Origin of the sequence: Arthrobacter sp. MW3 TE3886, assembly GCF_041262145.1 — a bacterium.
Lineage (GTDB): Bacteria > Actinomycetota > Actinomycetes > Actinomycetales > Micrococcaceae > Arthrobacter.
This window is the reverse complement of sequence record NZ_JBGCAN010000001.1, coordinates 254,249-279,890: the sequence shown is the minus strand read 5'-3', so window position 1 is coordinate 279,890 and position 25,642 is coordinate 254,249. Positions and strand designations below refer to the sequence as shown.

The window sequence follows — 25,642 nt, the reverse complement described above, 5'->3', positions numbered from 1 at the left end:
TGGCCCCGGAGCGGAACCGTCCTGACGGACACTGGATACTAAGGCTTCCCGTAGGCAAGCTGCGTCCCGTCAGGATGCCCCGCTTCGCCGGGGCCCGGCCCAGGAGTCACGATGAAGCCGTTGAGAGGCCTGGCCTGCGTACTTGCCCTGGCGGTCTCGGCCCTGTTATTCGCGGCGGTACCCGCCCAGGCCGCCTCCCCGTCCCTTAGCCTCAGCCCAGCCAAGGGCCCGGCCGGAACCGCGGTGACCGTCACCGGCACCGGATTTCCCAAGAAAGGCTCCGGAACCGTGAGCGCCGGAGCCAGTTCCGCCGCCTTCAAGGTCAGCGCCTCCGGATACTTCACCGCCGACGTCGTTATCCCGCAAACGTCCCAGCCGGTCCTTGACGTCCAAGCCGTATCCGGCACCGTCAAGGCATCGACGGGCTTTACAGTCGTCGCGGCCGCGGCGGTGGCGGAACCTGTGCCGCCCGTCATCAGCAGCTCGCCGCTGCGCTTCGGCGTCGGCACGCCCGGCGGGCCGCTGGCCCAAGCGGAATTGGACGGGGCCGCGTCCCTCACCGGGGAGGCGCCGTCGGTCATTCTGTCCTACAAGGACTTCAATCAAGGCCCGCCCATCACGGAACTGGATGCTGTTCGCAGCCGAGGCGCCGTAGCCCTGCTGACCTGGGAGCCATGGGCTTGGGGCGGCGGAACCGATCAGCCGGCCTATGCCCTGGACCGCATTACGGCCGGTAACTTCGACCCCTACCTGCGGCAGTGGGGCCAGACGCTGGCGGCCTGGGGGCATCCAGTGATGGTGCGCTTCGGCCACGAAATGAACGGAAACTGGTACCCCTGGTCTGAAGGAGTCAACGGCAACGAACCCGGCGACTACGCTGCGGCGTGGCGGCACGTCCATGACGTCGTAGCGGCTACCGGCGCCTCCAACATCTCCTGGGTCTGGAATCCCAACGTTCCGTATTGGGGGTCAACCCCGCTCGACGGCCTCTATCCGGGCTCCGCCTACGTGGATGAAGTAGCCCTCGACGGTTACAACTGGGGTACATCAGCAGCCTGGAGCAGCTGGCTTTGGCCATCGGAGCTCTTCGGCCCGGGCCTGTCCGAACTGAGACGACTTGCCCCAGGCAAACACGTGCTCGTGGCAGAGACGTCATCTGCCGAACAAGGCGGGTCCAAAGCCGACTGGAACACGGCATTGATCAGCTATCTGGCTGCCCAGCCCGACGTCACAGCAGTTGTCTGGTTCAACTTCAACAAGGAAACAGACTGGCGGATCGACAGCAGCCCCGGCTCCGCCACCGCCCTGGCATCCGCCCTGGCAGCGCGGCCCAAATAGCCAAACAAGCAAGGCAAAGGGCCGCTTCCGCTAGCGGAAACGGCCCAGTCACTCGCCAAACATCAGCAGAATGTGGCTACCCGATCAGCGCGAGCACCGCGCCGGCCGTGACAACCCCGCCCGCTTCGGTGCGGACGTCGGTGACGGTGCCGTCCCGGTGCGCGGAGACCTGGGTTTCCATCTTCATGGCCTCAAGGACCACCACCGGATCCCCGGCCGAGACTTCGGCTCCCGGCTCGACGAGCCACTTGACCACGGTCCCGGCCATGTCCGCGCGCAGCTCCCCCGGGTCGGCAGCCGCGGCGGCACCGCCGTCGGACACCGAAGACACGCCCGCGGGCAGCGGACCGCCCCCGCGGGCCCAGCCGTCGAGCAAGTCCGCCGGAAGGCCGACGGCGAGGCGCCGGCCGTCCACGTCGACCGTGATGGTGCGGCGTGCGCCGTCGGGGGCGGTGGTGCTGTAGTCGGGGTCGGCAGGGATGCTGTCCGCGAAGTCGGTTTCGATCCAGCGGGTGTGGATGCCGAGGCCGTCCCTGGAGGTGAAGTCCGCGGGATTCCAGCACGGCCCGGTGGAACGGCAGCACGGTGGCGACGCCGGTGATGCGCATTTCGGCGAGGGCCCGGCGGGCGCGGCGCAGGGCCTGCTGGCGGTCCGCGCCGGTGACGATCAGCTTCGCGAGCAGGGAATCGAACTGCGGTGCGACGAAGGAGCCGGAGCGGACGCCGGTGTCGAGGCGGATGCCCGGGCCGGTGGGGCCGGCGAACTCTCCGATGGTGCCGGGCGAGGGCAGGAAGCCGCGGCCCACGTCCTCGGCGTTGAGCCGGAATTCGAAGGCGTGTCCGCGCGGCGCCGGGTCTTCGGTCAGGCGCAGCGGCTCGCCCGCGGCGATCCGGAACTGTTCCTGGACGAGGTCGATACCCGTGGTTTCCTCGGTGATGGGGTGCTCCACCTGCAGCCGGGTGTTGACCTCGAGGAAGGCCACAGTGCCGTCCGCCGCGACGAGGAATTCCACCGTTCCGGCGCCGGAGTAGCCCGCTTCCCGGCAGACAGCCTTGGCGGCGTCATAGATCAGCGTGGTCTGCTCGTCGCTCAGGAACGGCGCGGGGGCCTCTTCCAGGAGCTTCTGGTGACGGCGCTGCAGGGAGCAGTCGCGGGTTCCGACGACCACGACGTTGCCGTGCGCGTCCGCCAGGACCTGCGCCTCGACGTGGCGGGGACGGTCCAGGTAGCGCTCCACGAAGCACTCGCCCCGGCCGAAGGCGGCAACGGCTTCACGGACGGCGGAGTCGAAGGCTTCCTCGACCTCGTCGATGGCCCGGACCACCTTCATGCCGCGGCCGCCGCCGCCGAAGGCGGCCTTGATGGCGATCGGCAGGCCATGCTGTTCGGCGAAGGCGCGGGCCTCGGCCGCCGTGTCGACGGGACCGTCGCTGCCGGCCACCAGGGGTGCGCCGGCCCGGACGGCGGCGTCGCGGGCGGTGATCTTGTTGCCCAGCAGGCGGATGGCGTCCGGGCTGGGGCCGATCCAGGTCAGTCCGGCGTCGAGGACGGCCTGGGCGAAGTCGGCGTTCTCGGAGAGGAAGCCATAGCCGGGGTGGACGGCGTCCGCACCGGACTGGGCCGCCACTGCCAGGAGCTTGGGGATGTTCAGGTACGTGTCCGCGGGCGAGTTGCCGTCCAGGCTGAAGGCAACATCTGCGGCCGAGACGTGCAGGGCATCGGCGTCGATGTCGGCGTAGACAGCGACGGACGCCAGCTGCGCGTCGTCGCAGGCCCGGGCTATGCGAACCGCGATTTCTCCACGGTTGGCGATCAGGACCTTGCGCATCAGTTACTCGCTTCTTCGTTATTGGTGGCGTGTTCGGTGGGGGTGTGTTCGGCGGGGGCGGATTCGGCCCAGCGGAAGCGGATCTTGCCGCCGATCGGGACCTGGGCGGCGAGGTCCAGCTGGGAGTCGACCACCACGGCGATCACCGGGTAGCCGCCGGTGATCGGATGGTCGGCCAGGAACAGCACGGGAAGGCCCTCCGGCGGAACCTGCAGGGCGCCGGCGACGGTGCCTTCGCTGGGCAGTTCGCCCTGGCGGCTGCGCTGCAGCGGGGTACCGTCAAGCCGCATGCCGACGCGGTTGGACTGCGGCATCACGGCCCAGTCCTGGGCGGTAAAGGAGTCCAGTGCCGCCTGATCGAACCAGTCGGCGCGGGGGCCGGGGACGACGTCGAGGACGGTCACCCCGGTGCCCGGGTAGTCCGGCTGCAGTTCGGGATTTCCGACGACGCCGCTCTCGGCTTCTCCTCCGGCGCCGAGTTGCTGCCCGGCGGTCAGGGGCGCAGGACCGATCCCGGACATCGTGTCCGTGGAGCGGCTGCCCAGTACCGGGGCGGCATTCACCCCGCCGCGGACCGCGAGGTAGCTGCGGAAGCCGCTCTGCGGCGCACCGATGCTGAGCGTTTCGCCGTCGAGCAGCGCGAAGGGAGTGGCCACCGGCACTGTCCGCTGCCACGTATCGCCGGCCTCGTCCGGTGCGGAGGCGATGCTCAGTTCCGACGGCGCCCCGGCGACGGCGAGGACCCGGTCCCCCACGGCCTGGACCTTGAGGCCGCCGGCGACGGTCTCGATGCCGGCTGCGCCGGGGGCGTTGCCGACCAGGCGGTTGGCCCGGCGCAGCGAGGCCCGGTCCAGCGCGCCGGCGGCGGAGACGCCCAGGCCGGAGTGGCCGTCCCGGCCGAGGTCCTGGATCAGGCTCTGAAGACCCGGTGAAACGATCCGGAGTCCATCGGCGGAAGCTTCTGCGACTACCGCCGCGGGCTCCGCTACCGGCTCGGCCGCCAGCGCGAGTGCATCCCGGACCGGACGGAACTGCACCCGGTGGCCAGGGGCGACCAGGGCGGGCGGCTCCCGGTCCAGGTCCCACATCTTGGCGTTGGTGCGCCCGATCAGCTGCCAGCCGCCGGGGGATCGGCGCGGGTACACGGCCGAGTAGTTGCCGGCCAGCGCCACGGAGCCCGCCGGAACAGCGGTGCGGGGCGAGCTGCGGCGCGGCACTTCCAGCTGCTGGTTCTCCCCGATCATGTACCCGAATCCGGGGGCGAAGCCGGCGAAGGCAACGGTCCAGATCTGCCCGGAGTGGGCGGCGATCACGCCGTCGGCTCCCAGGCCGGTCAGCCGCCCGACTTCGGCGAGGTCCTCGCCGTCGTACACGGTGTCGATGACCACCAGCTCGCCGTCGCGCTGCACGGGTGCGGTGAGGTCGAGCTGCATCAGGCGGGCGGCGATGCGCCGGGCCGAAGCCGGGGATTCGGCCTTGACCAGGACGGTCTCGGCCGCGGCCAGGATATCCCGCTGGCCCGGCAGCGGTTTCTCGAGGAGCAGTGCCTGCAGGGCGAGCACGTCCTGGGTGCCGGAGAGCTCAGCAAGGACCGCGCGCGTTCCCACGGCCCGCACGGAGCGGACCTTGTGAACTGCGGTTTCGCCTGCTGCGGCCGCTTGTACCTTCAGGGGTTCCCCTGCTGTCTCAATCACGAGTTGCCTCAATCATTGTGCCGGTGAACAGGATCCGCACCGCTCAGGCGCGGGCATCTTGCAGGAGCCGCTCTTCTTCCTCGGTCTGCGGGTTGCGTCCAATGGCCAGTCCGATCACCGTCACGATCGAGGCGACCGCGAGGTAGCCGGCGATCAGGAACCAGTTGCCGCTGACGGCGAAGAGGGCGGTGAAGACCAGCGGGGCGACGGCGCCGCCGATCACGCCGGCCAGCGTGTAGGCCAGCGAGCTGCCGGCGTAGCGCAACCGGGCCGGGAACTGTTCGGTGATGTAAGCCGCCTGCGGGCCGTACATGAAGGCGTGGAACGCCAGTCCGATCACAATGCCGACGGTAAGCATGAACACCGACTTGCCCTGGATCATGAGGAAGAACAGCGGGATGTACGCGGCCGTTCCGACGGCGGCGACGCCGTAAACGAGGCGGCGGTTGACGCGGTCCGTGAGGGCGCCCGCCGCCGGGATCAGGACCAGCTGGAAGGCGGAGCCGATCAGGATGGCGCTGAGGACGTTGCTGGTGGTCATGCCCAGTTCTTTAGTGGCATAGACGGCCATGAAGACGGTGAGCAGGGAGTAGAGCACGTCCGGGCCGACACGGGACAGGGCGGCCGAAACGAGGGCGCGCGGTTCCTTGGTGAAGACCTCCTTGATGGGGGCCTCGGGCTGTTCACCGTGGGCCTTGATGGCCTTGAAGACGGGGGTTTCCTCGAGCTTCAGCCGGATCAACAGGCCGAAGACCACCAGGATGGCCGAGGCGAGGAAGGCTACACGCCAGCCCCAGGAGAGGAAGTCTTCGTTGCTGAGCGTCGCGGCCAGCACGGCAAGGACGCCGTTGGCCATCAGGTTGCCGGCGGGCGGACCGATCTGCGCGGCGGAAGACCAGAAGCCGCGCTTCCGGGGGTCGCCGAATTCGCTCGAGAGCAGGACCGCGCCGCCCCATTCGCCGCCAACGCCGATTCCCTGTGCCAGGCGCAGGAGCACCAGGATGGTGGGAGCGGCCAGGCCGATGGTGGCGTAGCCCGGCAGCACGCCGATCAGCACGGTTGCGATGCCGATCAGCAACAGGGTGGTCACGAGAACGTTCTTGCGGCCGATCTTGTCACCGAGCCGCCCAAAGATGACACCGCCGATGGGTCGGGCGAGGTAGCCCACTGCAAAGGTCGAGAAGGACAGCAGCAGTCCGACGAATTCGTCGTTGCCCGGGAAGAAGACCTTGGGGAACACCAGGGCCGAGGCCACGGAGTAGATCGCGAAGTCGTAGTACTCCAGCGAGGTGCCGGTGAGGCTCGCGATGTAGGCCTTGAGGGCGCCGGGTGGGAGCTTCCTCTTGCCGGCGGCCGGGGTGGCCTGATGCGGTGCTGCAGTCATGGTTTCCTCCAGGTGTGCGGGGTGCTGCCTGTTGCTTGGGTTTATGTGCGGGTGGTCCCGGCGGAACCGGGGTGTGAAGCGGTGAAGCTTCAACTTAGACGAAGGCGGCGGTGGTGATGTCCGCGGCGTTGAGCGCCTCGCGGACAGCAGCGGCCATGGCGACGGCGCCCGGGGAGTCACCGTGCACGCAGATGCTTTCGGCGCGGATTTTCAGGATGGAGCCGTCGATGGTGCGGATGGCGGAATCGGTGGCCATCCGGAGGACATGCTCAGTGACGAGCGCGGGGTCCTCCAGCACGGCTCCGGGGAGCGTACGGGACACGAGGGTGCCGTCCGGGTTGTAGGCCCGGTCCGCGAAGGCTTCAGTGACCGCGCGGAGCCCGGCGGCCTCGGCGAGGCGCAGCACTTCCGAGCCCGGCAGGCCCAGGATGGGCAGGTTCGGATCCACGGATTTCACGGCATCGACGACGGCCTTCGCCTGGGCGGTGTGCGAGACGATCGCGTTGTAGAGGCCGCCGTGCGGCTTGACGTACTTGACTGCGCCGCCCTCGACGGCAGCCAGCGCCTGCAGGGCACCGATCTGGTAGACGACGTCGTCGGCCAGTTCGATCGGGTCGATGTCCAGGAAGCGGCGGCCGAAGCCGGCCAGATCGCGGTAGCCGACGTGGGCGCCGATCACGACGCCGGCGGCAACCGCCTCGCGGCAGGTCCGGCGGATGACGCTGGGGTCGCCAGCGTGGAATCCGCAGGCCACGTTGGCGCTGGAGACCGAGCGGAACATCGCCGTGTCGTCGCCCAGGGTCCAGCGTCCGAAAGACTCGCCAACGTCGCTGTTCAGGTCAATGGTTGCCATTTGTGATCCTCGTCTCATGATAGCCCCCTACTAGGATGCATCAATTTCTCGGATTGTTCAACAATCCGACGATTCAACATTGGGACAATCGTGTAGATTCGGCACTATGACCACTCCCGATGGGGCTGCCGGCTCCGCCCTCGGCGCAGCTGCCGCGCGGCTGCGCGTGGCCGTCCCCTCCGTGGCGGACCGGGTGGCGGCCGAGCTGCGCCTGCAACTGGCGGAAGGCCTGCTCCTGCCGGGAGCCCGGCTCACGGAGTCGAGCATCGCCGAAGACCTGGGCGTCTCCCGCAACACGGTCCGCGAGGCCTTCGCCGAACTGGCGGCCGAGCGCCTGGTGGTCCGGCACCCGAACCGCGGCGTCTTCGTGGCCAGCCTCGAGGCCGGCGACATCCATGACGTCTATACCGTGCGCCGCGCCATAGAAGTCAGTGCGATCCGCGGCGGCGGCAGCCCGGAGCGCGTGGCCGCGGTCCGGGCAGCGGTGGAAGAGGGCAAAGCCGCCGCCGCCGCCAATGACGAGGAAGGCCTGGGCAGCGCCAACCAGCATTTCCATGGCGCGATCGTGGCCCTGGCGGGCAGCCGGCGGCTGGACACGATCATGTCCCAGGTCCTGGCCGAGATGCGGCTGTTCTTCCATAAGGCCACCGTGGATGCGCACTTCTACCGGGGCTACCTGCCGGACAACGAGGAAATCTGCAAAGCGCTCGAAGCCGGGGAGCTGGACCGCGCCGGCACGCTGCTGCTGGCCTATTTAAACCGGTCCGAGGAGCGCCAGGCCGCCGTCCACGGCGAGTAACCCTGGTCCGGCCGGCACCCCCGCGACCCGCACCCTGGCCTCAACCAACCATTGACAGATCGTGGCTGCCGTCACATAATTGTGGAACCGATTCCATGGAATCGATTCCATGACCGGGTTGAGTGCGAAAGGCGGCAGCAGTGACGGGTCCATCCATCACCATCAAGGACGTGGCGGCACTGGCCGGCGTCTCCCCCGCCACGGCGTCCAGGGTGCTTTCGGGAAACCCGGCAACCTCCGCCGAGTCCCGCCAGAAGGTGGCCGCCGCCGTCGCCGAGCTGGATTTCCACCCCAACGCCCAGGCGCGGGCGCTCCGTTCCACCAGGACCAACGTCATTGGCCTGCTCCTTTCAGATGTCCGCAACCCCTTTTTTGCCGATCTGGCGCACGCCGCCGAGCAGGCCGCCCTCGCGGAGGGGCTTGTGACCTTGCTGGGCAACGCCAACGAGAGCATTCCGCAGCAGGACCGGTACCTGGACACCTTCATTTCGCAGCGCGTGGACGGCGTAATCGCCGCACCACAGGGCGAAGGGAGCTCCAGCCTGCGCGCGCTGCTGGAACGTGAGATCCCCACGGTGTTCGTCGACCGGACCGTCGACGGGATCGACGTCCCGAGCGTGACCACAGACAGTGATTCCGGCATCCGCCAGGCCGTGGAGCATCTCGCCCGGCAGGGTCATGAACGCGTCGGCTATATTGCCGGGCCCCAGACCACGTCCACCGGACGGGACCGGCTCAGGTCCTTCGCCCGCGCCGCCCGTGAGTTCGGGCTCAGCACCGACCCCGCCCTGACGTATTTCGGCGACTTCCAGTCCGCCAGCGGGTCGGCCGGAGCGCACCACCTGCTGGGTCTCGCGCAGCCGCCGACCGCACTGCTGGCCGCCGACAGCCCCATGGCCGTCGGCGCGCTGGCCACCTTGAACCGGAAAGGCCTGCGCATCGGCCGCGACATGGCCCTCATCGCCTTCGACGACATCGAATGGTTTTCCCCTGCTGGATCCACCGCTGACCGTCATCTCCCACGACGTGGAGGCAATGGGCCGCACCGCGGTCAGGCTCCTGCTCGAAGTAATTGACGGGCAGAAGCCGGCATCAGTCGTCCTCCCGAGCGAGCTCATTGTCCGTGCCTCCTCGGGCACTGCAGACCCGAGCCTGGGGCAGCCGTGACAGCAGCGCCCCTCCATTCCGCCCCTATGTATTGCGGCTTGGGGCACCGTTCCGCACCACCGAAGGAGCAGGTCCAATGAGCACGGTTTTTGTGGTCGGAAGCCTCAATATCGACCAGAACATCCGCGTCAGCGCCCTGCCCCGGGCGGGCGAAACCGTCCGGGGCTCGGACGCAACGTACAGCCCCGGCGGCAAGGGCGGCAACCAGGCCGTCGCTGCCGCCCGGGCCGGCGCCACAGTGAAATTCACCGGCGCCGTCGGCGACGACGCCCATGGCCGGCGGATTCTTGAGGTCCTCGCCGGGGCGGGCATCGACGCCGGCCACGTGCGGGTCAGCGGCACCGCCGCCACGGGAACGGCGATCATCGCCGTCGACGACCAGGGTGAAAACCAGATCATCGTGAGTCCGGGCGCAAACGCCGGGCTTGCCGCCGCCGACGTCGAGGCGGGACTCGAAGCCGTCCAGGCCGGCGACGTCCTGGTCCTGCAGCTGGAGATCCCGACGGCGCTGGTCCGGCAGGCCGCGCGGACCGCGAAGAGCCGCGGGGCCTTCGTCATCCTCAACGCCGCCCCCGCCCCGCGGCAGATCGGGGCGCTGCTCGACGACGTCGACCTCCTGGTGGTGAACGAGCAGGAAATCCAAGTCCTGGCCGAACTCGCAGACTTGGCCGGAATCCACGGCAACCACCGGGACCTGGCCCGGATGCTCCCGCCCGTCCTGGGGCCAGCCATCGTGTGCACCGCCGGCGCAGACGGGTCCTTCACCGTCTTCGACGGCAGTCCTGTGCACGTGCCGGCGACGAAAGTAGACGCCAGGGACACCACCGGAGCCGGCGACACGTTCGTCGGCTACCTCGCCGCGTCCCTCGCCGGCAGCCACCGCGACCTGCCTGCCGCCATGGTCCACGCCACGGGCGCCTCCGCTGTCGCCGTGACGCGCCCCGGCGCCATGGAATCGATTCCATGGCTCGATGAAGTACCGACGCCGCCAAACCCCGCAACGCCCCGCCTCAACGTCCTGCACTGAATCCCGCACTTAGGAGACCCCATGAAAATCGCACTCGGCAACGATCACGCCGGCTTCCCCTTGAAGTCCTTTGTCCAGTCAGTCCTGGAGGATCTCGGCCACGAGGTCATCGACTGCGGCGCGCCCAGCGAGGCGCCGGTCGATTTCCCGGACATCACCCGTGCCACCTGCGACCTGGTCCGCACCGGCGAGGCCGAGCGCGCGGTACTGGTCTGCGGGACCGGAGTCGGCGCCGTGATGGCGGCCAACAAGATCCCGGGCATCCGCTGCGCCCTAGGGCACGACGTCTATTCCGCCCACCAGAGCGTGGAACACGACGACGCGAACGCCATCGCCATGGGCGCCTGGCTGATCGGCAGGGCCACCGCCAAGGAAGTCCTCCAGTCCTTCCTCGACGCCAAATTCGACAACGACGAGGACACCATCCGGCGGGTCCAAAAACTGCGCGAAATGGAGCTCGAAGGAGCCAGGGAGTTGGCCGCCGAAATCTGAACCGGCCCGCACCGCACCGCACCGCACCGCACGACAAACGTTTACCTGGCCTTCGGCACACCGCCCAAGGCTGCCCAGCAATATCAAGGGAGATATAGAACATGACGGCAGCATTCACGGACCGGCCGCGCCAGGCCGCCCACGGTTCACCCGGAAAGATCAAGACCGCCATGGCTTCGGCCGCCGGCACATGCGTGGAAAACTATGACTTCGTCGCCTACGGCACGGCCGCCGCCCTGTACTTCGGCAAGGTCTTCTTCCCCAACACGGATCCCGTGGTCGGAACGCTTCTGGCCTTCGCCACCCTGGCGGTGGGCTTCCTGATGCGGCCCATCGGCGGAGCCGTGGGCGGCTACCTCGGCGACAAGTACGGCCGCAAGCCCGTGCTGGTCGGCGCGCTGCTGACCATGGGCATCGCCACCGTCCTGATCGGCTGCCTCCCCACATACGGGCAGGTCGGGATCCTCGCACCCATCCTGCTGGTCATCATCCGGATGATCCAGGGCCTGGCCTTCGGTGCTGAATGGGGCGGCGCCGTCATGATGACGTTCGAGCACGCACCGTGGAAGAAGCGCGGCCGTTTTGCCGCCATTCCGCAGGCGGGCAACCCGCTGGGCATCACGCTCGCCAACGCCGCCTTCCTGCTCTCCGCCTCCCTGCAGACCGACTGGGCCTGGCGCCTGCCGTTCCTCGCCAGCTCCATCCTTATCGTCGTCGGCCTGGTTGTCCGGATGAAGCTTGAGGAATCCCCCGAGTTCGAACACACCAAGGCCATGGGCGCGATCGTCAAGAACCCCCTGGCCACCGTGTTCAAGAACGACTGGCGGAACATCCTGCGGGTGATCTCACTGCGCGTCGTGGAGAGCTGCGCCTACTATGTCACGGCCACCTACCTGCTCTCCTACATCACGAAGAACAACCCCGACGACCGGGCCGTGGGCCTGACCGGAATTGTGATCGCGAGCCTTCTTGCCATCCCGGTCACGCTGATCGCCGGCGCGCTCACCGACCGCATCGGCCGCCGCAAGCTCTACCTCGGCGGAACCATCGCCGTCATTGTCTTCGGCTTCCCGATGTTCCTGCTCAGCAACACCGGCAACCCGTTCCTGATCGTGCTGGCGTTCGTGATCGGCATCGGCATCATCCACGCGACGTTTACCGGCACGCAGGGTGCCTGGTTCGCGGAGCTGTTCCGGACCAACACCAGGACGTCCGGCGCCTCCATCGGATACCAGGTTGCGGCCTCGATTTCCGGGTTCGCGCCCTTCCTGGCCGTGCTCCTGGCCTCCATCTTCGGGTGGGCCGGCGGCGCCTCGCTGTACGTCCTGGTGGGTGTGATTGGCCTGATCGGCGTGCTGAACACCCGCGAAACCTGGGGTGCCAAGGAAAAGGCTGAAGTCGACGCCATCATCGCCGGCGAACCGGCCGCCGCGGAGGACCAGACGGCGGCTGCCCGGTAGCCGCACAGCGACTGCGCGCACAAAATGAGCGACCCGGGTTGGCTTCATAGAGGCCGACCCGGGTCGCAGCAGTCTGCGGTATCCGGTGCTAGTTCCCGGCCGCTGCCGCAAGGACGGGGACGGGCACCGGCGCGCAGCCGCAGGACGCGCGCAGGACCAGGTCCACCGGAAAGATCCTGTTCCGGGTCGGAGACACGCCGTCAAAGCCAATGAGCGCCTCGACGGCGGCCTCGGCCATGGCCTGCACGGGCTGCGCGACCGTGCTCAGCGGCGGCCAGCTGAACTCCGCCTCAGCCGAGCCGTCGAAGGAGAAGACCGCCAGGTCCTCGGGGACCCGCAGCCCGGCCTCGGACACCGCGCGCAGCAGGCCGACAGCCTGCAGGTCGGAACTGACAAACACGGCGGTGGGGCGGTCCGCGGCCGCGACCAGCCGCTGCCCGGCCCGGTAGCCGCCCTGCCGGTCGAAGTCACAGCGCAGAATGGGCCCTTCCGGGAGGCCGGCCTCCGCGAGGCCCTGCTGCCAGCCGACCTCTCGGGCGTCCAGATCATTGCCGGCGTTCATGCCCATGACCAGGGCGATGTTGCGGTGGCCGTGGCCCACCAAGTGCTCGACGGCACGCCGGGAGCCTTCCAGCAGCTCCACGCCGACCGAGTTGAAGCCCGGCACCTCGGTGCTGTGGTTGAGCAGCACCGCGGGGATTTCCGAATGCTCCAGCTCGGTCAGGTCGGGTTCGAACAGCACACTGGAGAGGAAGACCCCGTCCACGCGGCGGCTCGCGAGGTTCCTGACCTGGCGGCGCTCATTGGCCGCCGATCCGCCCGAGTTCGCCAGCAGCAGGGCGTAGCCGCGCGCCGCCGCGGCTTCCTCCACGGCGCGGGCCAAAGTGGCGAAGAAGGGGTTGGTGGTGTCCGGGACCACCATGCCAAGCATCTCGCTGGAGCCCAGCTTCAGTGCCCTCGCCGCGGCGTTCGGCCGGTACCCCAGGGCGCTGATGGCCTCGCGGACTTTCGCGGCCGTCACCGGGGAGACCCGCTTGGGGCCGCCGTTCACCACATAGCTGACGACGGCGGTGCTGACGCCCGCCAGCCTGGCCACGTCTTTGCGGGTGATCGTGGGCCTGGCGGAGGCGGGCGAGTGTGGCACAGTGACCATGCTACCGCCGGAGTTCCCCGGCAAAGCCTTCCTCATTGGTTCCCTGCGCAGGCAGCCGGACGGGGGCGTCGCCGTGGTCCGGCACGGGCAACCGCTCCCCGCCGCGGAGGGCGGACTCGTGCGCCACGATCCCCGGCAGCGTGTAGCGGGCGGCTTCCCAGGCGTTGACGGGCGGGAGCGCTCCCGTGGCGACGGCCGTGGCAAAGTCGTCCACCAGGAAGTGGTGGCTGCCCTCGTGCCCATTGTGAAGTCCGCGGAACTCGGCCGGAAGCCGGCCGGCGTCGTGCACGGCGGCCAGCCCGGAGCTGAAGGCGTCCCGCAGGGCGGGCGCGACACCGGCCAGCGCCGGATCGTCCGCGGCGAGCGTGGCCCGGGTGGCCAGTTCGTCGCTGACATCGGTCACGGACTCCTTGTCCTGCCACACACTGACCAGGGCCAGCTGCTCGAAGCTGGCTTCGGTGCCGAAGTAACGGAAGCGGCTCTCGCGCAGGTGGGACGGGTAGCCGACGCGTCGCATCTCGTTGATGCGCATGGACCCGCCGGTGGAAAGCTCGAACAGCGCGGTGGCATTGGAGAAGTCGTTGCCGAACATGCTGACGTCCTTGTCGAACACACCGTCCCCGCGCTCATCGCGGACGCCAATGCAGCTGACGCTGACGGCATGGCCGCCGATCGCGCCCAGCACCCCGCCGGTGGAGTGGGTCGGGTACAGCATGGGCGGGTAGCTGGCGGTGCGCTTCCAGTCCTCCCCGCCGCTGTACTGGTAGGCCTCGTAGAAGCCGAGATCCATGTCGTGGACGTAGTCGCCCTCGGCGTAGAAGATGCGGCCAAAGGCGCCTTCAGCCTTGCGCTTGCGGGCATAGACGGTGGCGGGGTTGTAGTAGCTTGTCTCGCCCATCATGTAGGTCAGGCCCGTCTCCCGGACAGCCTCGATGATCCGGGCGATCTCGTCCTCGCTGATGGCCATCGGCACTGCCGAATACACATGCTTGCCCGCCCGGAGCGCCTGCAGCACCAGCGGGCCGTGCGTCCAGCGCTGGGTGAAGATCGCGACGGCGTCGAGGCCGCCGTCGAGCATGGCCTCAAAGCTGGGATAGGTCCCCGCCAGGCCGAGCCGCTCCCGGAGGGCCTCGGCCCGTTCCGGCAGGACGTCGGTGACATGGACTTCTGAAATCGCGGGATGGGCGTCGAAGAGTTTGGCGAAGGCGCCTGCGAACTGTCCGGCGCCGACGATTCCTAGTGAGAAAGTCATGCACGCAAGTTTCACACCAGTTTCTACTCGAGTCAATAGCAGGTGATGAGCAGAAAGTTTCCGCCCGGAAACATAAAAGAAATGGTTGCGCATTGAAAAGTTACTCGTGTAGATTCAACGTCAGTTGTAATCCACGTCACAGCATTCATGTCACAGCGGAGGAACCACCAATGACCACCACAACTGCCCGCGGAGCCGTTCCGGCCCGCAAGGCGACCGGAACGGGAACGGGCAATGCCGCCCCCCGTGGCCGGCGCCGAACCCGCAGCGACCTGAGGGTCGCCCTTCTCTTCATCACCCCGGCCCTGATCGGCTTCGTGGCCTTCTACCTCGTACCAAGCATCCGGGGCGTCTACCTCAGCTTCACCGAGTACAGCGTCCTGGGAGATCCCACCTGGATCGGCACCAAAAACTACACCGCGATCTTCGCGGACGATCTGTTCTGGAACGCCATGGCCGTGACGGTCCAGTACGTGGCACTGAACATCGGCTTCCAGACCGCGATCGCCCTCGGCCTGGCGCTCCTGATGCACAACGTCGCCAAGTCCACCTTCATCCGCGGCGCCCTGCTGCTGCCCTTCCTGGTGGCGAACGTGATCGTTGCACTGCTCTGGTTCTGGATGCTCGACTACCAGCTGGGAATCGTCAACGAGGTCATCAACTGGCTGGGCCTGCCGCGCATCGCCTTCTTCGGCAGCGAGCAATGGGCCATCCCCACCATCGCGGGCGTCAACGTCTGGCGCCACATGGGCTACACCGCCCTGCTGATCTTCGCCGGCCTGCAGTCCATCCCCAACCACGTGTACGAGGTCGCCTCGCTCGACGGCGCCTCCCCGACCCGGACCTTCTGGAGCATCACGATGCCGCTCCTGCGGCCCGTGCTGGTGCTGGTCCTGGTGGTCACCGTGATCGGCTCCTTCCAGGTCTTCGACACCGTGGCAGTGACCACCGGCGGCGGCCCGATCAATGCCTCCCGCGTCATCCAGATGTACATCTACCAGAAGGCCTTCGGTGAATCCGACTTCGGCTACGCCTCGGCCCTGTCCGTCATTCTCTTCGTCATTCTCGCTCTTGTGGCCTTCGTCCAGATGAAGTTCCTCAAGGGCAACGAATCGGATCTGGACTAAGGAACCCCAGCCATGACTACCTCCGCCCCTTCCCGCACGAAGCCCGCCACCACCGTTCCCGCTCCCAGGAAGCCGGTCAACTGGCGCCGCGTCGGCGCCTGGGCCCTCGTCGCCGTCGCCGTCGCCGTGACGATCGCGCCGTTCCTCTGGATGCTCCGCACCGCACTGTCCAGCAACGCCTCCCTGGCCTCGAACGCCAGCAACCTGCTGCCGGCCGACTTCAGCCTCGGCGCCTTCAAGCGCGTCCTGGGGCTGCAGAGCCCCGAGGAAGCCATCGCCGAGGGCGGCTCCGGCGCCGCTATCAACTTCTGGCTGTACCTGCGGAACTCGGTCATCTTCGCCACCGTCACCACCGCCGGGCAGGTGTTCTTCAGCGCGATGGCCGCCTACGCCTTCTCCCGGCTCCGCTGGCCGGGCCGGAACGTGGTGTTCGGCCTGTTCCTGGCCACCATGATGGTCCCGCCGATCTTCACAGCCCTGCCCAACTTCCTGATGATCAAGAACCTCGGCCTGCTCAACACCTTCGCCGGCCTGGCCCTGCCGTTCCTGTTCATGACCCCCTTCGCCATCTTCTTCCTGCGCCAGTTCTTCCTCTCCATGTCCCGCGAGGTGGAAGAGGCCGCCATGCTCGACGGCGCCAAGCACGTGCGGATCTTCTTCCAGATCGTGCTCCCGAACGCCGCGGCCCCGCTGGCCACGCTGGCGCTGCTGACCTTCATCGGCCAGTGGAACGAGTACTTCTGGCCGCTGCTTGTGGGCCAGGACGAAAGCGTCCGCGTCCTTACCGTGGGCCTGGGCGTCTTCAAGTCCCAGTCCCCGCAGGGCGCCCCCGACTGGTCCGGCCTGATGGCCGCAACGCTGATCGCGGCCCTGCCCGTCCTCCTGCTCTTCATCGCCTTCGGCAAGCGGGTGGTCAACTCCATCGGCTTCTCCGGCATCAAATAACCCCGACCCAACACGCACTCCCCCGTCAACAAGCGTTCCCTCAAAGAAGCATTTCCACGAAAGGTCCACCATGAAGAAGACCCTAGGCGCCGTCGCTGCCGCCGCAGCCATCGCCATCTCCCTCTCCGCCTGCGGCGGGTCCGCCCCGGCCTCCACCGAGGCGAAGGGCGAAATCAACTACTGGCTGTGGGACGCCAACCAGCTCCCGGCCTACAAGCAGTGCGCGGACGATTTCACCAAGGCCAACCCGGACATCAAGGTCAAGATCACCCAGCGCGGCTGGGACGACTACTGGACCACGCTGACCAACGGCTTCGTCGCCGGCACCGCCCCCGACGTCTTCACCAACCACCTCTCGAAGTACCCCGAATACGCCGGGAAGAAGCAACTGCTCTCCCTCGACGAGGCAGTGGCCAAGGACGGCATCAAGCTGGAGAGCTACACCAAGGGACTCCCCGAGCTCTGGGTGGGCCAGGACGGCAAGCGCTACGGACTACCCAAGGACTGGGACACCGTGGGCCTCTTTTACAACAAGGCCATGACGGACTCCGCGGGCCTGACCGCCGAGCAGATGGCCAACCTGGACTGGAACCCGCAGGACGGCGGCAGCTACGAGAAGGCAATCGCGCACCTGACTGTGGACAAGAAGGGCGTGCGCGGCGACGAGGCAGGCTTCGACAAGAACAACGTGGCCGTCTACGGCCTCGGCCTGGCCGGCAGCGGCTCCGGGCAGGGCCAGACCGAGTGGAGCTTCCTCAGCGCCACCACCGGCTGGACCGCCACGGACAAGAACCCCTGGGGCACCAAGTTCAACTACGACGACCCCAAGTTCCAGGAGACCATCGCCTGGTGGGCCGGACTGACCGAGAAGGGCTACATGCCCAAGCTTGAAACCACCGTCGGCGCCAGCCTGGCGGACAACTTCGGCGCCGGCAAGGCTGCCATCAACACCACCGGCGACTGGCTGATCGGCCAGTACCAGAGCTACAAGGGCGTGAAGACCGCGTTCGCCCCCACCCCGAAGGGCCCCGATGGCAAGCGCGCCAGCATGTTCAACGGCCTGGCCGACTCCGTCTGGGCAGGCACCAAGAACCCGGCAGCCTCGGTCAAGTGGGTCGAATACCTCGCCTCCACCGCCTGCCAGGACGTCGTAGCCTCCAAGGCCGTCGTGTTCCCGGCACTTACCAGCTCCTCCGAGAAGGCAGCCGAAGCGTTCAAGGCCAAGGGCACCGACGTCTCCGCCTTCACGACCCACGTCAAGGAGGGAACCACGTTCCTGTTCCCGATCGCGGATAAGGCAGCCAAGGTGGACGGCATCATGAAGCCGGCCATGGACGCCGTCCTCTCCGGCAAGAAGCCTGCCAGCTCCCTCACCGAAGCCAACGACCAGGTCAACGCCCTCTTCAAGTAGGCCCCTGAAGCCATAGCCGCCAGCCACGGCGGCGCCCGGTGCGCGGGATCTCCCGCCGGGATCCCGCGCACCAGCACCTGACTTCCGCACAACTGAAAGCGAATCCCATGCACCCCGTGCACCTGCGTTCTGCCGGCACCAGCGTCCTGCTGGCCTTCGACTCCGGCGAGGCCGAGATCGTCCATTGGGGCGCCGACCTCGGGGAGAACCTCCCCGACCTGGCGATCCTCCGCGGACCGGTCCCGCACTCCGCCCTCGACATTCCCGTCACCGCCGGGCTGCTCCCGCAGGCCTCCTCCGGCTGGGCCGGGCGGCCCGGGCTGCGCGGGCATCGGAGTACCGACGGCACCCCCGGCGGGGACTTCTCGCCGGCCCTGCGGGTGGTTTCCGCCGAAGTTCAGGACGGCGGCCGCGGAGTCCTCATCATCCACCGGGATGCCGACGCCGGACTCGACGTCAGCTCCGAACTCACCCTGCACCCGGGCGGCCTCCTGGAGCTGGCGCACACCCTGACCAACAGCGGCACGGCCGCGTACCAGCTCGAGGAACTGGCCTCGGTGCTGCCGGTGCCGCGGGACGCCACGGAGCTGCTCGACCTCACCGGACGCTGGTGCCGCGAAAACCACCCGCAGCGGCACGCCGTCCAGCAGGGCACCTGGGTCCGCACGGGCCGGCACGGCCGGACCGGCCACGATTCCTCGCTGCTCGTGGCCGCCGGGACCGCCGGTTTCGCCAACCGGCGCGGCCAGGTCTGGGCCACGCATTTCGGCTGGAGCGGCAACCACGAGCAATACCTCGACAGCCTTGCCGACGGCCGGCGCATGCTCGGCGCCGCGGAGCTGCTCGGCTCCGGCGAGGTGGTGCTCCACCCCGGCGCCAGCTACCAGACGCCGCCGCTCTTCGCCGCCTACTCCGGGCGCGGCCTGGACGGCATCACCGAGGCCTTCTACGACTGGTTCCGCGCCCGGCCGCAGCACGTGGACACCACGTCCGGACGGGTCCGCCCGGTGGTGCTCAACACCTGGGAGGCCGTGTACTTCGACCACAGCCTCGAACCCCTGCTGGAACTGGCCGATTCGGCCGCCGAGCTCGGCGTGGAACGGTTCGTCCTCGACGACGGCTGGTTCCGCGGCCGCCGCGACGACCATGCGGGCCTCGGCGACTGGTACGTGGACGAAGGCCTCTGGCCCGACGGCCTCACCCCGCTGATCGACGCGGTCACCGGCCACGGCATGGAGTTCGGCCTGTGGGTGGAGCCGGAGATGGTCAACCTGGAGTCCGACGTCGCGCGCGAGCACCCGGACTGGATCGTGGGCCCGTCGGTGCTTTCCTACAAGGACGGCGGCCGGCTCCCGCACCCCTGGCGCCACCAGCACGTCCTGGACCTCGCCAACCCGGAGGCCTGGCAGTACATCTTCGGCCGCCTCGACGCGCTGCTGCGCGAGAACGCCATCGCCTACCTCAAGTGGGACCAGAACCGGGACCTCACCGAGCACGGCCGCGGCGGCCGCCCGTCCGTTCACGAGCAGACCCTGGCCGCCTACCGTCTCTTCGACGCGCTCAAGGCAGCCCACCCGGATGTGGAGATCGAAAGCTGCTCCTCCGGAGGGGGCCGTGTGGACCTCGGCATCCTGCAGCGCACCGACCGCGTGTGGGCATCGGACTGCAACGACGCCCTGGAGCGCCAGACCATCCAGCGGTGGACCCAGTCGGTCCTGCCGCCGGAACTCGTCGGATCACATATCGGCCCCACCACCTCGCACACCACCGCCCGCACCCACGACATCTCCTTCCGCGCCATCACCGCCCTCTTTGGCCACTTCGGCATGGAGTGGGACATCCGCACAGCCACGGACGGGGAGCGGGCCACGCTGCGCCGCGCCATTGCGCTGTACAAACGCCACCGTGCGCTGCTCCACTCCGGCAAGCGCGTCAACGCGGACACCGCCGAGCCCACCTTGAGCGTTCACGGTGTGGTGGCGCACGACGGCGGCGAGGCCCTGTTCGCGGCGGTGTCCCTGGCGTCCGCCCCCGCCGAGGTCCCCGGACTGGCCTCGCTTCCGGGCCTTGACCCGCAGCGAAACTACCGGGTCCGGGCCGAACTGCCCACCCCTCTCGACGGCGACTACGCGCACACCTTCACCCAGATCCGGCCGCCCGCCTGGCTGGAAGACGGGGCCGTCGCCACCGGCGCCTTCCTGCAGCACGTCGGCCTGCCCCTGCCGGTCCTGAACCCGGAGCACGCCCTGCTCCTGCACGTCCAGGCCCTCTGACCGTCCGGTCCCGCCCCTGCTCCAGGGTCGGCATCGCCCGTCCCCCATCCTTGAAGGAACCCCATGACCAGCATGATCAGCCGCGTTGACGCCCCGGCGTCGGTGTCCGCGGTGACCAGTACCCGCCTCGCCGACGGGCGCGAGCTCCTGTTTTTCGACGACACCGCCCATCCCCTGGAGCGCCCGTCGAGGGACCGCCGCGACCTTCCCGAACGCGGCCCGTCCGGGGAAATCCGGTACGACGCGCTGACCGGGGAATGGGTGGCGGTCGCCGCGCACCGGCAACACAGGACGCATCTTCCGCCGGCGGACGAGTGCCCGCTGTGCCCGGGCACCGACGCGCGGCCCTCGGAGATCCCGGCGGATTACGACGTCGCCGTGTTTGAAAACCGCTTCCCCTCGCTCGGCCCGGATCTCGCCGCGGCCCCGGCCTCCCCGGGCTGGGGCAGCCGCGGGGTGGCCGGCGGCCGGTGCGAAGTGGTGGCGTTCACGTCTGCGCACACCGGAACCTTTTCCGCGCTCAGCAACCGGCGCGTGCGCACCGTGATCGACGCCTGGGCGCACCGGACCGAGGCCCTCAGCGCCCTGCCCGGCGTGGCACAGGTGTTCTGCTTCGAGAACCGCGGCCAGGACATCGGCGTGACACTGCACCACCCGCACGGGCAGATCTACGCCTACCCGTACGTCACGCCGCGGGCCGCGGTCATCGCCGCGGCCGCCCGGCAGTTCCATGAGGCGGCAGGCGGGACGGCCACCCTGACCGGAACCATTCTGGCGAGTGAACGTGCCGACGGCGCCCGGATGGTGCTCGAGGGCGAATTCTTCAGCGCCTATGTGCCGTTCGCGGCCCGCTGGCCGCTGGAAGTCCATCTGGTCCCGCACCGCCAGGTTCCGGACCTCGCCGCACTGACCGGCGGCGAGCGTGACGAGCTCGCCGTCCTGTATCCGGACCTCCTGGGCCGCCTCGACAGGCTCTACGGCAGCCCGACGCCGTACATCAGCGCCTGGCACCAAGCCCCCCTTGACCCGGTTTTGCGCCGGTCCGGGTACCTGCACCTGCAGCTCACCTCCCCGCGGCGGGCCGCGGACAAACTCAAGTTCTTGGCCGGCTCCGAGGCCGCCATGGGCGCCTTCATCAACGACACCACCCCCGAAGAGGTCGCGGCCCGGCTCCGGGACGCCAGGACAGGAACGGCATGACCACCACCGACACCACAGGAACGGCCCTGACGGACGCGCTGACCCGCGCCTTCACTGGCCACTTCGGCCACGAGCCCGACGGCGTCTGGCAGGCACCGGGACGGGGCAACCTCATCGGCGAACACACGGACTACAACGACGGCCTCGTCCTGCCGTTCGCCATCAACCGCACCACCACCGTGGCCGTGGCGGCCCGGGCGGACCGCACCGTGCGGCTGGCCTCCGCGTTCGCGGGCGCTGACCCGGTCGAATTCGATCTCGACACCTTCGTCCCGGACCAGGCGGCCGGCTGGTCCGCGTACCCGGCCGGGGTGGCGTGGGAGCTGGAACGGGCCGGCATCACGGTGCCGGGCTTTGACCTGTTCGTGTCCTCCGATGTCCCGGTCGGCGCCGGGCTGTCCTCCTCCGCCGCACTGGAATGCGCCGTCGCGCTGGCTTTGTCCGATCTCACCGGGGCCGGCCTGGGCCGCGCCGAACTGGCGGCCATCGGACGCCGGGCCGAAAACAACGTGGTCGGCGCCCCCACCGGCATCATGGACCAGTCCGCCTCGATGCTCGGCACCAAGGACTGCGCCGTCTACCTGGACTGCCGTGACCTCAGCTCCCGCCCGGTGCCGCTCGGACTGGAGGAGTCCGGGTTGGTCTGCCTGGTGATTGACACGAAGGTCTCGCACGCCCATGCCACCGGCGGGTACGCCGAACGCCGGGCCTCCTGCGTCCGGGGCGCCCGGGCCCTGGGCGTCGGCGCCCTCCGCGACCTCGACGGTGCCGATCTGCCCCGGGCGGAGCGCATCCTCGACGACGTGACCTTCCGCCGGGTCCGGCACATCGTCACCGAGAACGAACGGGTCGCCCGGACCGCGGAACTGCTCACGTCCCACGGACCCCGGGCTATCGGGGACCTGCTGGACGCCAGCCACCGTTCCATGCGGGACGACTTCGAGATCTCCTGCCCGGAACTGAACCTGGCCGTTGACACCGCGCGCGCCAGCGGGGCCCTTGGGGCCCGGATGACAGGTGGCGGGTTCGGCGGCTCCGCCATCGCCCTGGTTCCGGTGGACGACGCCGCTCGGGTCCGGACCGCGGTCCTGGCCGGCTTCGCCGCGCGCGGGCTCCGGGCCCCGGATGTCTTTACTGTCCTGCCGGCAGAGGGCGCGCGCCGGCTGTAATCAGCGGCGCGGGTCGGGCGCTCAGCGCCCGAAGCCGGCGCAGCGCGGCCGTCTGCCCGGTCGTGGCCTTCAGTACTTCCTCAGATCCAGCGGATCCTGGCCGTACCAACGCTTGCGCAGCAGGGCGGTGGCGGCCCCGAGCACGCGTTTGAGTTCCTCCGTGCTGTTGGAGAGCGATCTCAGCACCAGCCCGGCCGTTCCCAGCACGGCGGCCGTGAGCGAAATGCCGGTATGGGCGCCGTACCCGGCCGTAATCTCATGCAGCTCGTCGGCGAGGGCCTGGTCCACGCGCGGGTCCACCACCATCAGCGACCCCAGGTGGCTGTAGCCCTCCATGAACGCCATCCCCGTCACATCGCCCAGGGGCGGGCGGATGAGCACGTTGTCCAGGGCCAGCAGCCCGCCCGCCTCACCGACGGACGCCTCCGACTCGACCCGGATTTCGGTCCGGAGCCGCAGCTCCTCGTACCGGAACGTGGCCCCGTCCGGCGACCACCCCGGGGTCACAATTTCGGCCATGATGAGGCTCGAGGACGGCCGCACCGTAACGCACGTGTTCTGCCGGTAGCTGGCCTCCCGGTAGGCGATCACCTGATCCGGGGCCAGCTCCAGCTGTGCGCCCTCCCCGAGCCGCAGCCGCATCCGCTGTTCGGCAAAGGATCCCGGAGTCCGGTAGATTTTGGTGGCCGACTGCGTGGCGAGCAGCAACTTCGCCCCGTCCGCCACCTCGACATCGATCACATACAGGTCAGCCCCAAGATAGGCCCCGCCAGGATTGACGAGCACATAGCAAACCTGCCCGCTGCCATCCAAGTAATGCGGCCGCAGAACCCGCAAGGCCCCCCGATGGTACTGATGCGTGGCAACAGATTTATCCCCACGCGCGGCGACCACGAGTTCGAGCTGACCCATGGGTTCCCGGGCGCTCTGGTTGGCTCCGGCGGCTTCGCCGGATTTGGGGCCGTGCCCGCTTCGCGGTGCCCGCCACGCCGCGGCCCCAAAATCCGGCCTCGCCGCCTCAGCGGTTAGCTCGCCGGGACTGACCCGGGGTGCGCTCATGGCGCCAGGTCGAGCATCAGGACGTCCCGCCGCACCCAGTCGATGACGCGTTCCAGCCCTTCATCGGTCTTGAGGTTTGTGAAGCAGAACGGCTTCTCGCCACGGAATTCCTTGGAGTCCCGCTCCATGACGGCGAGATCCGCGCCAACGTGCGGCGCGAGGTCGGTCTTGTTGATGACGAACAGGTCGGACTTGATCATGCCCTGGCCTGCCTTGCGCGGGATTTTCTCGCCCTGGGCCACGTCGATGATGTAGATCGAGAAGTCCACCAGTTCGGGGCTGAACGTGGCGGAAAGGTTGTCGCCGCCGGATTCCACAAAGATTACCTGCAGGTCAGGGTGCCGCCGCTTCAGCTCTTCGATGGCCGCTGTGTTCATGGACGTGTCTTCGCGGATGGCGGTGTGCGGGCAGCCGCCGGTTTCGACGCCGATGATCCGGTCCACCGGCAGGATCCCGTTGGCGGCGAGAATCTTGGCGTCCTCGATCGTGTAGATGTCGTTGGTGATGGCCGCCATGGAGATCTCCCGGCTCATGTGACGGGTGAGCCGCTCCACGAGCTGGGTCTTGCCGGCACCCACCGGGCCGCCGATGCCGATTTTTACGGGCTCAGACATATTCTTCTCCAGACATATTTCTTAAAACACTTTTCATACAGATCTGTTAGCTCATAAACATGCGGGCGCGCTGGCGTTCGTGCCGCATCTGCGAAATTTCGAGACCGGGGCTGACCGCCCCGAAGTCATCAGCCGTGAGGTGACTGACCCGCTCGACCGCGGAGGCGACGTCGTCGGCAGCGTTCCGCAGCAGCCGTTGGCCGGCGTTCTGCCCCAGCGGGATCGCCCGGACGGCGTTCTGCGTCAATGACGTGACGGCGGCGAACAGGTAAGCGGCGAGGGCCTCCGGCAGCGGGACCCTCAGGGACCGGGCGACGACGGCGAACGCCACCGGCTGATGCCCGGCGGCACGGCCGGAACCCAGCAGCTCCCGGTACTCCGCCAGTTCAGCGGACGGGAAGATCTCGGCGCCGATCTCCAGCAGCCGGCCGCCCATCTTGGTGCTGGCCTCGCGCAGCTGCCGGGGCAGCAACTGGGCGGTCAGCAACGAATCCAGTTCGGCAACAGTGACACCCTCATAGAGGAACCGGATGGCCAGGGCGTCCGAGTACGTCAGCTGCTGTGAAATGAACGCCGCCAGCCACACCCCAAAGCTCGCCTCATCCCGCACCAGCCCGCGCTCAATGTAAGTCTCAAACCCAAGAGAGTGAGCAAACGCCCCCGTAGGCAAAGCGGAATCCGTCAGCTGCTGCAACGCCAACTGGTAAGTCATAACGGGCCCCACGACGCAAGGCAAGCTGTCGAACCTGCGAAGGCGGGTGATAGGGGTCGCGGCGTGGCGGGCACCGCGATGGGCCCACTGCCGCGAGGGTCCCGACTCGAGCTTGCGAGAGTTGGGAGCGGCTGGGGACGGGCACGACCCCTATCACCCGCCGCAGCGCCCCAGCCGCGAAAGAGAAAACTAGTGCGAGTGTTCGGCATGGCGGAAGGGGACGGGCATCACGCGCTCCTGGCGGTCGTAGGGCGCTCCGACGTGTTTGAGATAGTCCTCCACGGTGTGGTCGTACTGGCAGACCATCACCTCCGCCCCGTACTCCGAGGAAGCGTCGAAGAACTGGGCCTGCAGGTGCCGGTTGCCCAGTGAGTGCGCCACCACCCCCATCTCGTGGATGGAGCGGGGGGCGATCACCAGGACCTCGGTGGGCAGCACGGACACCACGATCATGTTGGTGTCGGCCACGTGCAGGATGTCCCCGTCGCGCAGGTCCCCGGAACCGGCGGGGAGGCGGATGCCGAGTTCCTTCCCGTGGTCGGTGGTGACGCGCTGGATGCGTTTGACCAACTGGGCGCTGGGCAGCACCACCTTTTCCCGGTGGAGCCCAAAGTAGGGGTCCGGACCCGGAGGGAGGTCGTGGGTGTTGCCGAGCACCTTTTCGATGATCATGGTGGTCTCCTC

General features: G+C 68.4%; 22 protein-coding genes and 1 pseudogene. 13 read left to right on the top strand and 10 right to left on the bottom strand.

Annotated features, from left to right (window positions below; all coding sequences use genetic code 11):
• Positions 1-111: 111 nt before the first annotated feature.
• A complete protein-coding gene (locus tag ABH915_RS01325; protein ID WP_370116940.1) occupies positions 112-1,338 on the top strand; it encodes a glycosyl hydrolase in 1,227 nt (408 codons plus the stop codon).
• 76 nt (positions 1,339-1,414) lie between these two features.
• On the opposite strand, the pseudogene ABH915_RS01320 reads toward ABH915_RS01325, so the two are convergent.
• The 4 genes and pseudogenes from ABH915_RS01320 to ABH915_RS01305 all read right to left on the bottom strand — a co-directional run bounded on the left by ABH915_RS01320 (position 1,415) and on the right by ABH915_RS01305 (position 7,098).
• Positions 1,415-3,167, bottom strand: a pseudogene (locus ABH915_RS01320) (biotin carboxylase N-terminal domain-containing protein).
• The gene (locus ABH915_RS01315) at positions 3,167-4,774 is read right to left on the bottom strand and encodes a 5-oxoprolinase/urea amidolyase family protein (RefSeq protein WP_370124909.1); all 1,608 of its coding nucleotides are present in this window, start codon (positions 4,772-4,774) and stop codon (positions 3,167-3,169) included. The pseudogene ABH915_RS01320 and the gene ABH915_RS01315 overlap by 1 nt, the downstream one beginning before the upstream one ends.
• A gap of 130 nt (positions 4,775-4,904) precedes the next feature.
• Positions 4,905-6,245 (bottom strand): MFS transporter, encoded by a 1,341-nt coding sequence (locus ABH915_RS01310; RefSeq protein WP_370116937.1) that lies wholly within the window; start codon positions 6,243-6,245, stop codon positions 4,905-4,907.
• Between the two features lie 94 nt (positions 6,246-6,339).
• The gene (locus ABH915_RS01305) at positions 6,340-7,098 is read right to left on the bottom strand and encodes a LamB/YcsF family protein (RefSeq protein WP_370116935.1); all 759 of its coding nucleotides are present in this window, start codon (positions 7,096-7,098) and stop codon (positions 6,340-6,342) included.
• A gap of 106 nt (positions 7,099-7,204) precedes the next feature.
• On the opposite strand from ABH915_RS01305, the gene ABH915_RS01300 reads away from it, so the two are divergent.
• From ABH915_RS01300 to ABH915_RS01275, 6 genes are all read left to right on the top strand, one after another.
• Positions 7,205-7,897 (top strand): GntR family transcriptional regulator, encoded by a 693-nt coding sequence (locus tag ABH915_RS01300; RefSeq protein WP_370116933.1) that lies wholly within the window; start codon positions 7,205-7,207, stop codon positions 7,895-7,897.
• 140 nt (positions 7,898-8,037) lie between these two features.
• Complete coding sequence (locus ABH915_RS01295; RefSeq protein ID WP_370116930.1) at positions 8,038-8,973, top strand: LacI family DNA-binding transcriptional regulator; 936 nt, start codon at positions 8,038-8,040, stop codon at positions 8,971-8,973.
• The gene (locus ABH915_RS01290; protein ID WP_370116927.1) at positions 8,933-9,064 is read left to right on the top strand and encodes a hypothetical protein; all 132 of its coding nucleotides are present in this window, start codon (positions 8,933-8,935) and stop codon (positions 9,062-9,064) included. The genes ABH915_RS01295 and ABH915_RS01290 overlap by 41 nt, the downstream gene beginning before the upstream one ends.
• A gap of 76 nt (positions 9,065-9,140) precedes the next feature.
• A complete protein-coding gene (locus tag ABH915_RS01285; protein WP_370116924.1) occupies positions 9,141-10,091 on the top strand; it encodes a ribokinase in 951 nt (316 codons plus the stop codon).
• Positions 10,092-10,112: 21 nt separating this feature from the next.
• On the top strand, positions 10,113-10,583 hold the full coding sequence (locus tag ABH915_RS01280) for an RpiB/LacA/LacB family sugar-phosphate isomerase (protein WP_370116921.1): 471 nt from the start codon (positions 10,113-10,115) through the stop codon (positions 10,581-10,583).
• A 101-nt stretch (positions 10,584-10,684) separates the two neighbouring features.
• The gene (locus ABH915_RS01275) at positions 10,685-12,043 is read left to right on the top strand and encodes an MFS transporter (RefSeq protein WP_370116918.1); all 1,359 of its coding nucleotides are present in this window, start codon (positions 10,685-10,687) and stop codon (positions 12,041-12,043) included.
• An 88-nt stretch (positions 12,044-12,131) separates the two neighbouring features.
• Here the strand turns inward: ABH915_RS01275 and ABH915_RS01270 are convergent, their stop codons facing one another.
• Both ABH915_RS01270 and ABH915_RS01265 read right to left on the bottom strand, forming a co-directional pair.
• Positions 12,132-13,196, bottom strand: a complete 1,065-nt coding sequence (locus ABH915_RS01270; RefSeq protein ID WP_370116915.1) for a LacI family DNA-binding transcriptional regulator — start codon at positions 13,194-13,196, stop codon at positions 12,132-12,134.
• Position 13,197: 1 nt separating this feature from the next.
• Positions 13,198-14,448, bottom strand: coding sequence for a Gfo/Idh/MocA family protein (locus ABH915_RS01265; protein WP_370116912.1), 1,251 nt, complete (start codon positions 14,446-14,448; stop codon positions 13,198-13,200).
• Positions 14,449-14,618: 170 nt separating this feature from the next.
• Between ABH915_RS01265 and ABH915_RS01260 the strand changes: the two genes are divergently transcribed.
• The 6 genes from ABH915_RS01260 (at position 14,619) to galK (ending at position 22,573) form a co-directional block, all read left to right on the top strand.
• Positions 14,619-15,575 carry a carbohydrate ABC transporter permease gene (locus tag ABH915_RS01260; protein WP_370116909.1) on the top strand — a complete coding sequence of 319 codons (957 nt, stop codon included), beginning with the start codon at positions 14,619-14,621 and terminating at the stop codon, positions 15,573-15,575.
• A gap of 12 nt (positions 15,576-15,587) precedes the next feature.
• On the top strand, positions 15,588-16,520 hold the full coding sequence (locus ABH915_RS01255; RefSeq protein WP_026538061.1) for a carbohydrate ABC transporter permease: 933 nt from the start codon (positions 15,588-15,590) through the stop codon (positions 16,518-16,520).
• A gap of 70 nt (positions 16,521-16,590) precedes the next feature.
• Complete coding sequence (locus ABH915_RS01250) at positions 16,591-17,931, top strand: sugar ABC transporter substrate-binding protein (RefSeq protein ID WP_370116906.1); 1,341 nt, start codon at positions 16,591-16,593, stop codon at positions 17,929-17,931.
• A 107-nt stretch (positions 17,932-18,038) separates the two neighbouring features.
• A complete protein-coding gene (locus ABH915_RS01245) occupies positions 18,039-20,204 on the top strand; it encodes an alpha-galactosidase (RefSeq protein ID WP_370116903.1) in 2,166 nt (721 codons plus the stop codon).
• Between the two features lie 63 nt (positions 20,205-20,267).
• Positions 20,268-21,404, top strand: a complete 1,137-nt coding sequence (galT, locus tag ABH915_RS01240) for a galactose-1-phosphate uridylyltransferase (RefSeq protein WP_370116900.1) — start codon at positions 20,268-20,270, stop codon at positions 21,402-21,404.
• On the top strand, positions 21,401-22,573 hold the full coding sequence (gene galK / locus ABH915_RS01235; RefSeq protein WP_370116897.1) for a galactokinase: 1,173 nt from the start codon (positions 21,401-21,403) through the stop codon (positions 22,571-22,573). The genes galT and galK overlap by 4 nt, the downstream gene beginning before the upstream one ends.
• Positions 22,574-22,642: 69 nt before the next feature.
• On the opposite strand, the gene ABH915_RS01230 is transcribed toward galK, so the two are convergent.
• The 4 genes from ABH915_RS01230 to ureE all read right to left on the bottom strand — a co-directional run bounded on the left by ABH915_RS01230 (position 22,643) and on the right by ureE (position 25,630).
• Positions 22,643-23,485, bottom strand: a complete 843-nt coding sequence (locus ABH915_RS01230) for an urease accessory protein UreD (protein ID WP_370124908.1) — start codon at positions 23,483-23,485, stop codon at positions 22,643-22,645.
• A 143-nt stretch (positions 23,486-23,628) separates the two neighbouring features.
• A complete protein-coding gene (gene ureG, locus ABH915_RS01225) occupies positions 23,629-24,246 on the bottom strand; it encodes an urease accessory protein UreG (RefSeq protein WP_370116894.1) in 618 nt (205 codons plus the stop codon).
• A gap of 46 nt (positions 24,247-24,292) precedes the next feature.
• Entirely contained in the window at positions 24,293-24,958 is a 666-nt protein-coding gene (locus ABH915_RS01220) for an urease accessory protein UreF (RefSeq protein WP_370116891.1), read from the bottom strand.
• A gap of 189 nt (positions 24,959-25,147) precedes the next feature.
• Positions 25,148-25,630, bottom strand: coding sequence for an urease accessory protein UreE (gene ureE, locus ABH915_RS01215; RefSeq protein ID WP_370116888.1), 483 nt, complete (start codon positions 25,628-25,630; stop codon positions 25,148-25,150).
• Positions 25,631-25,642: the final 12 nt, after the last annotated feature.

Excerpts from the sequence above, each read along its gene's own strand:
- ABH915_RS01280 (WP_370116921.1), top strand. The coding sequence starts at position 10,113 with ATGAAAATCGCACTCGGCAACGATCACGCCGGCTTCCCCTTGAAGTCC.
- ABH915_RS01290 (WP_370116927.1), top strand. The coding sequence starts at position 8,933 with ATGGGCCGCACCGCGGTCAGGCTCCTGCTCGAAGTAATTGACGGGCAG.
- ABH915_RS01220 (WP_370116891.1), bottom strand. The coding sequence starts at position 24,958 with ATGACTTACCAGTTGGCGTTGCAGCAGCTGACGGATTCCGCTTTGCCT.
- ureG (WP_370116894.1), bottom strand. The coding sequence starts at position 24,246 with ATGTCTGAGCCCGTAAAAATCGGCATCGGCGGCCCGGTGGGTGCCGGC.
- ABH915_RS01230 (WP_370124908.1), bottom strand. The coding sequence starts at position 23,485 with ATGGGTCAGCTCGAACTCGTGGTCGCCGCGCGTGGGGATAAATCTGTT.
- ABH915_RS01305 (WP_370116935.1), bottom strand. The coding sequence starts at position 7,098 with ATGGCAACCATTGACCTGAACAGCGACGTTGGCGAGTCTTTCGGACGC.
- galK (WP_370116897.1), top strand. The coding sequence starts at position 21,401 with ATGACCACCACCGACACCACAGGAACGGCCCTGACGGACGCGCTGACC.
- ABH915_RS01250 (WP_370116906.1), top strand. The coding sequence starts at position 16,591 with ATGAAGAAGACCCTAGGCGCCGTCGCTGCCGCCGCAGCCATCGCCATC.
- ABH915_RS01325 (WP_370116940.1), top strand. The coding sequence starts at position 112 with ATGAAGCCGTTGAGAGGCCTGGCCTGCGTACTTGCCCTGGCGGTCTCG.
- ureE (WP_370116888.1), bottom strand. The coding sequence starts at position 25,630 with ATGATCATCGAAAAGGTGCTCGGCAACACCCACGACCTCCCTCCGGGT.
- ABH915_RS01260 (WP_370116909.1), top strand. The coding sequence starts at position 14,619 with ATGACCACCACAACTGCCCGCGGAGCCGTTCCGGCCCGCAAGGCGACC.
- ABH915_RS01245 (WP_370116903.1), top strand. The coding sequence starts at position 18,039 with ATGCACCCCGTGCACCTGCGTTCTGCCGGCACCAGCGTCCTGCTGGCC.
- ABH915_RS01275 (WP_370116918.1), top strand. The coding sequence starts at position 10,685 with ATGACGGCAGCATTCACGGACCGGCCGCGCCAGGCCGCCCACGGTTCA.
- ABH915_RS01270 (WP_370116915.1), bottom strand. The coding sequence starts at position 13,196 with ATGGTCACTGTGCCACACTCGCCCGCCTCCGCCAGGCCCACGATCACC.
- galT (WP_370116900.1), top strand. The coding sequence starts at position 20,268 with ATGACCAGCATGATCAGCCGCGTTGACGCCCCGGCGTCGGTGTCCGCG.
- ABH915_RS01300 (WP_370116933.1), top strand. The coding sequence starts at position 7,205 with ATGACCACTCCCGATGGGGCTGCCGGCTCCGCCCTCGGCGCAGCTGCC.
- ABH915_RS01310 (WP_370116937.1), bottom strand. The coding sequence starts at position 6,245 with ATGACTGCAGCACCGCATCAGGCCACCCCGGCCGCCGGCAAGAGGAAG.
- ABH915_RS01255 (WP_026538061.1), top strand. The coding sequence starts at position 15,588 with ATGACTACCTCCGCCCCTTCCCGCACGAAGCCCGCCACCACCGTTCCC.
- ABH915_RS01265 (WP_370116912.1), bottom strand. The coding sequence starts at position 14,448 with ATGACTTTCTCACTAGGAATCGTCGGCGCCGGACAGTTCGCAGGCGCC.
- ABH915_RS01285 (WP_370116924.1), top strand. The coding sequence starts at position 9,141 with ATGAGCACGGTTTTTGTGGTCGGAAGCCTCAATATCGACCAGAACATC.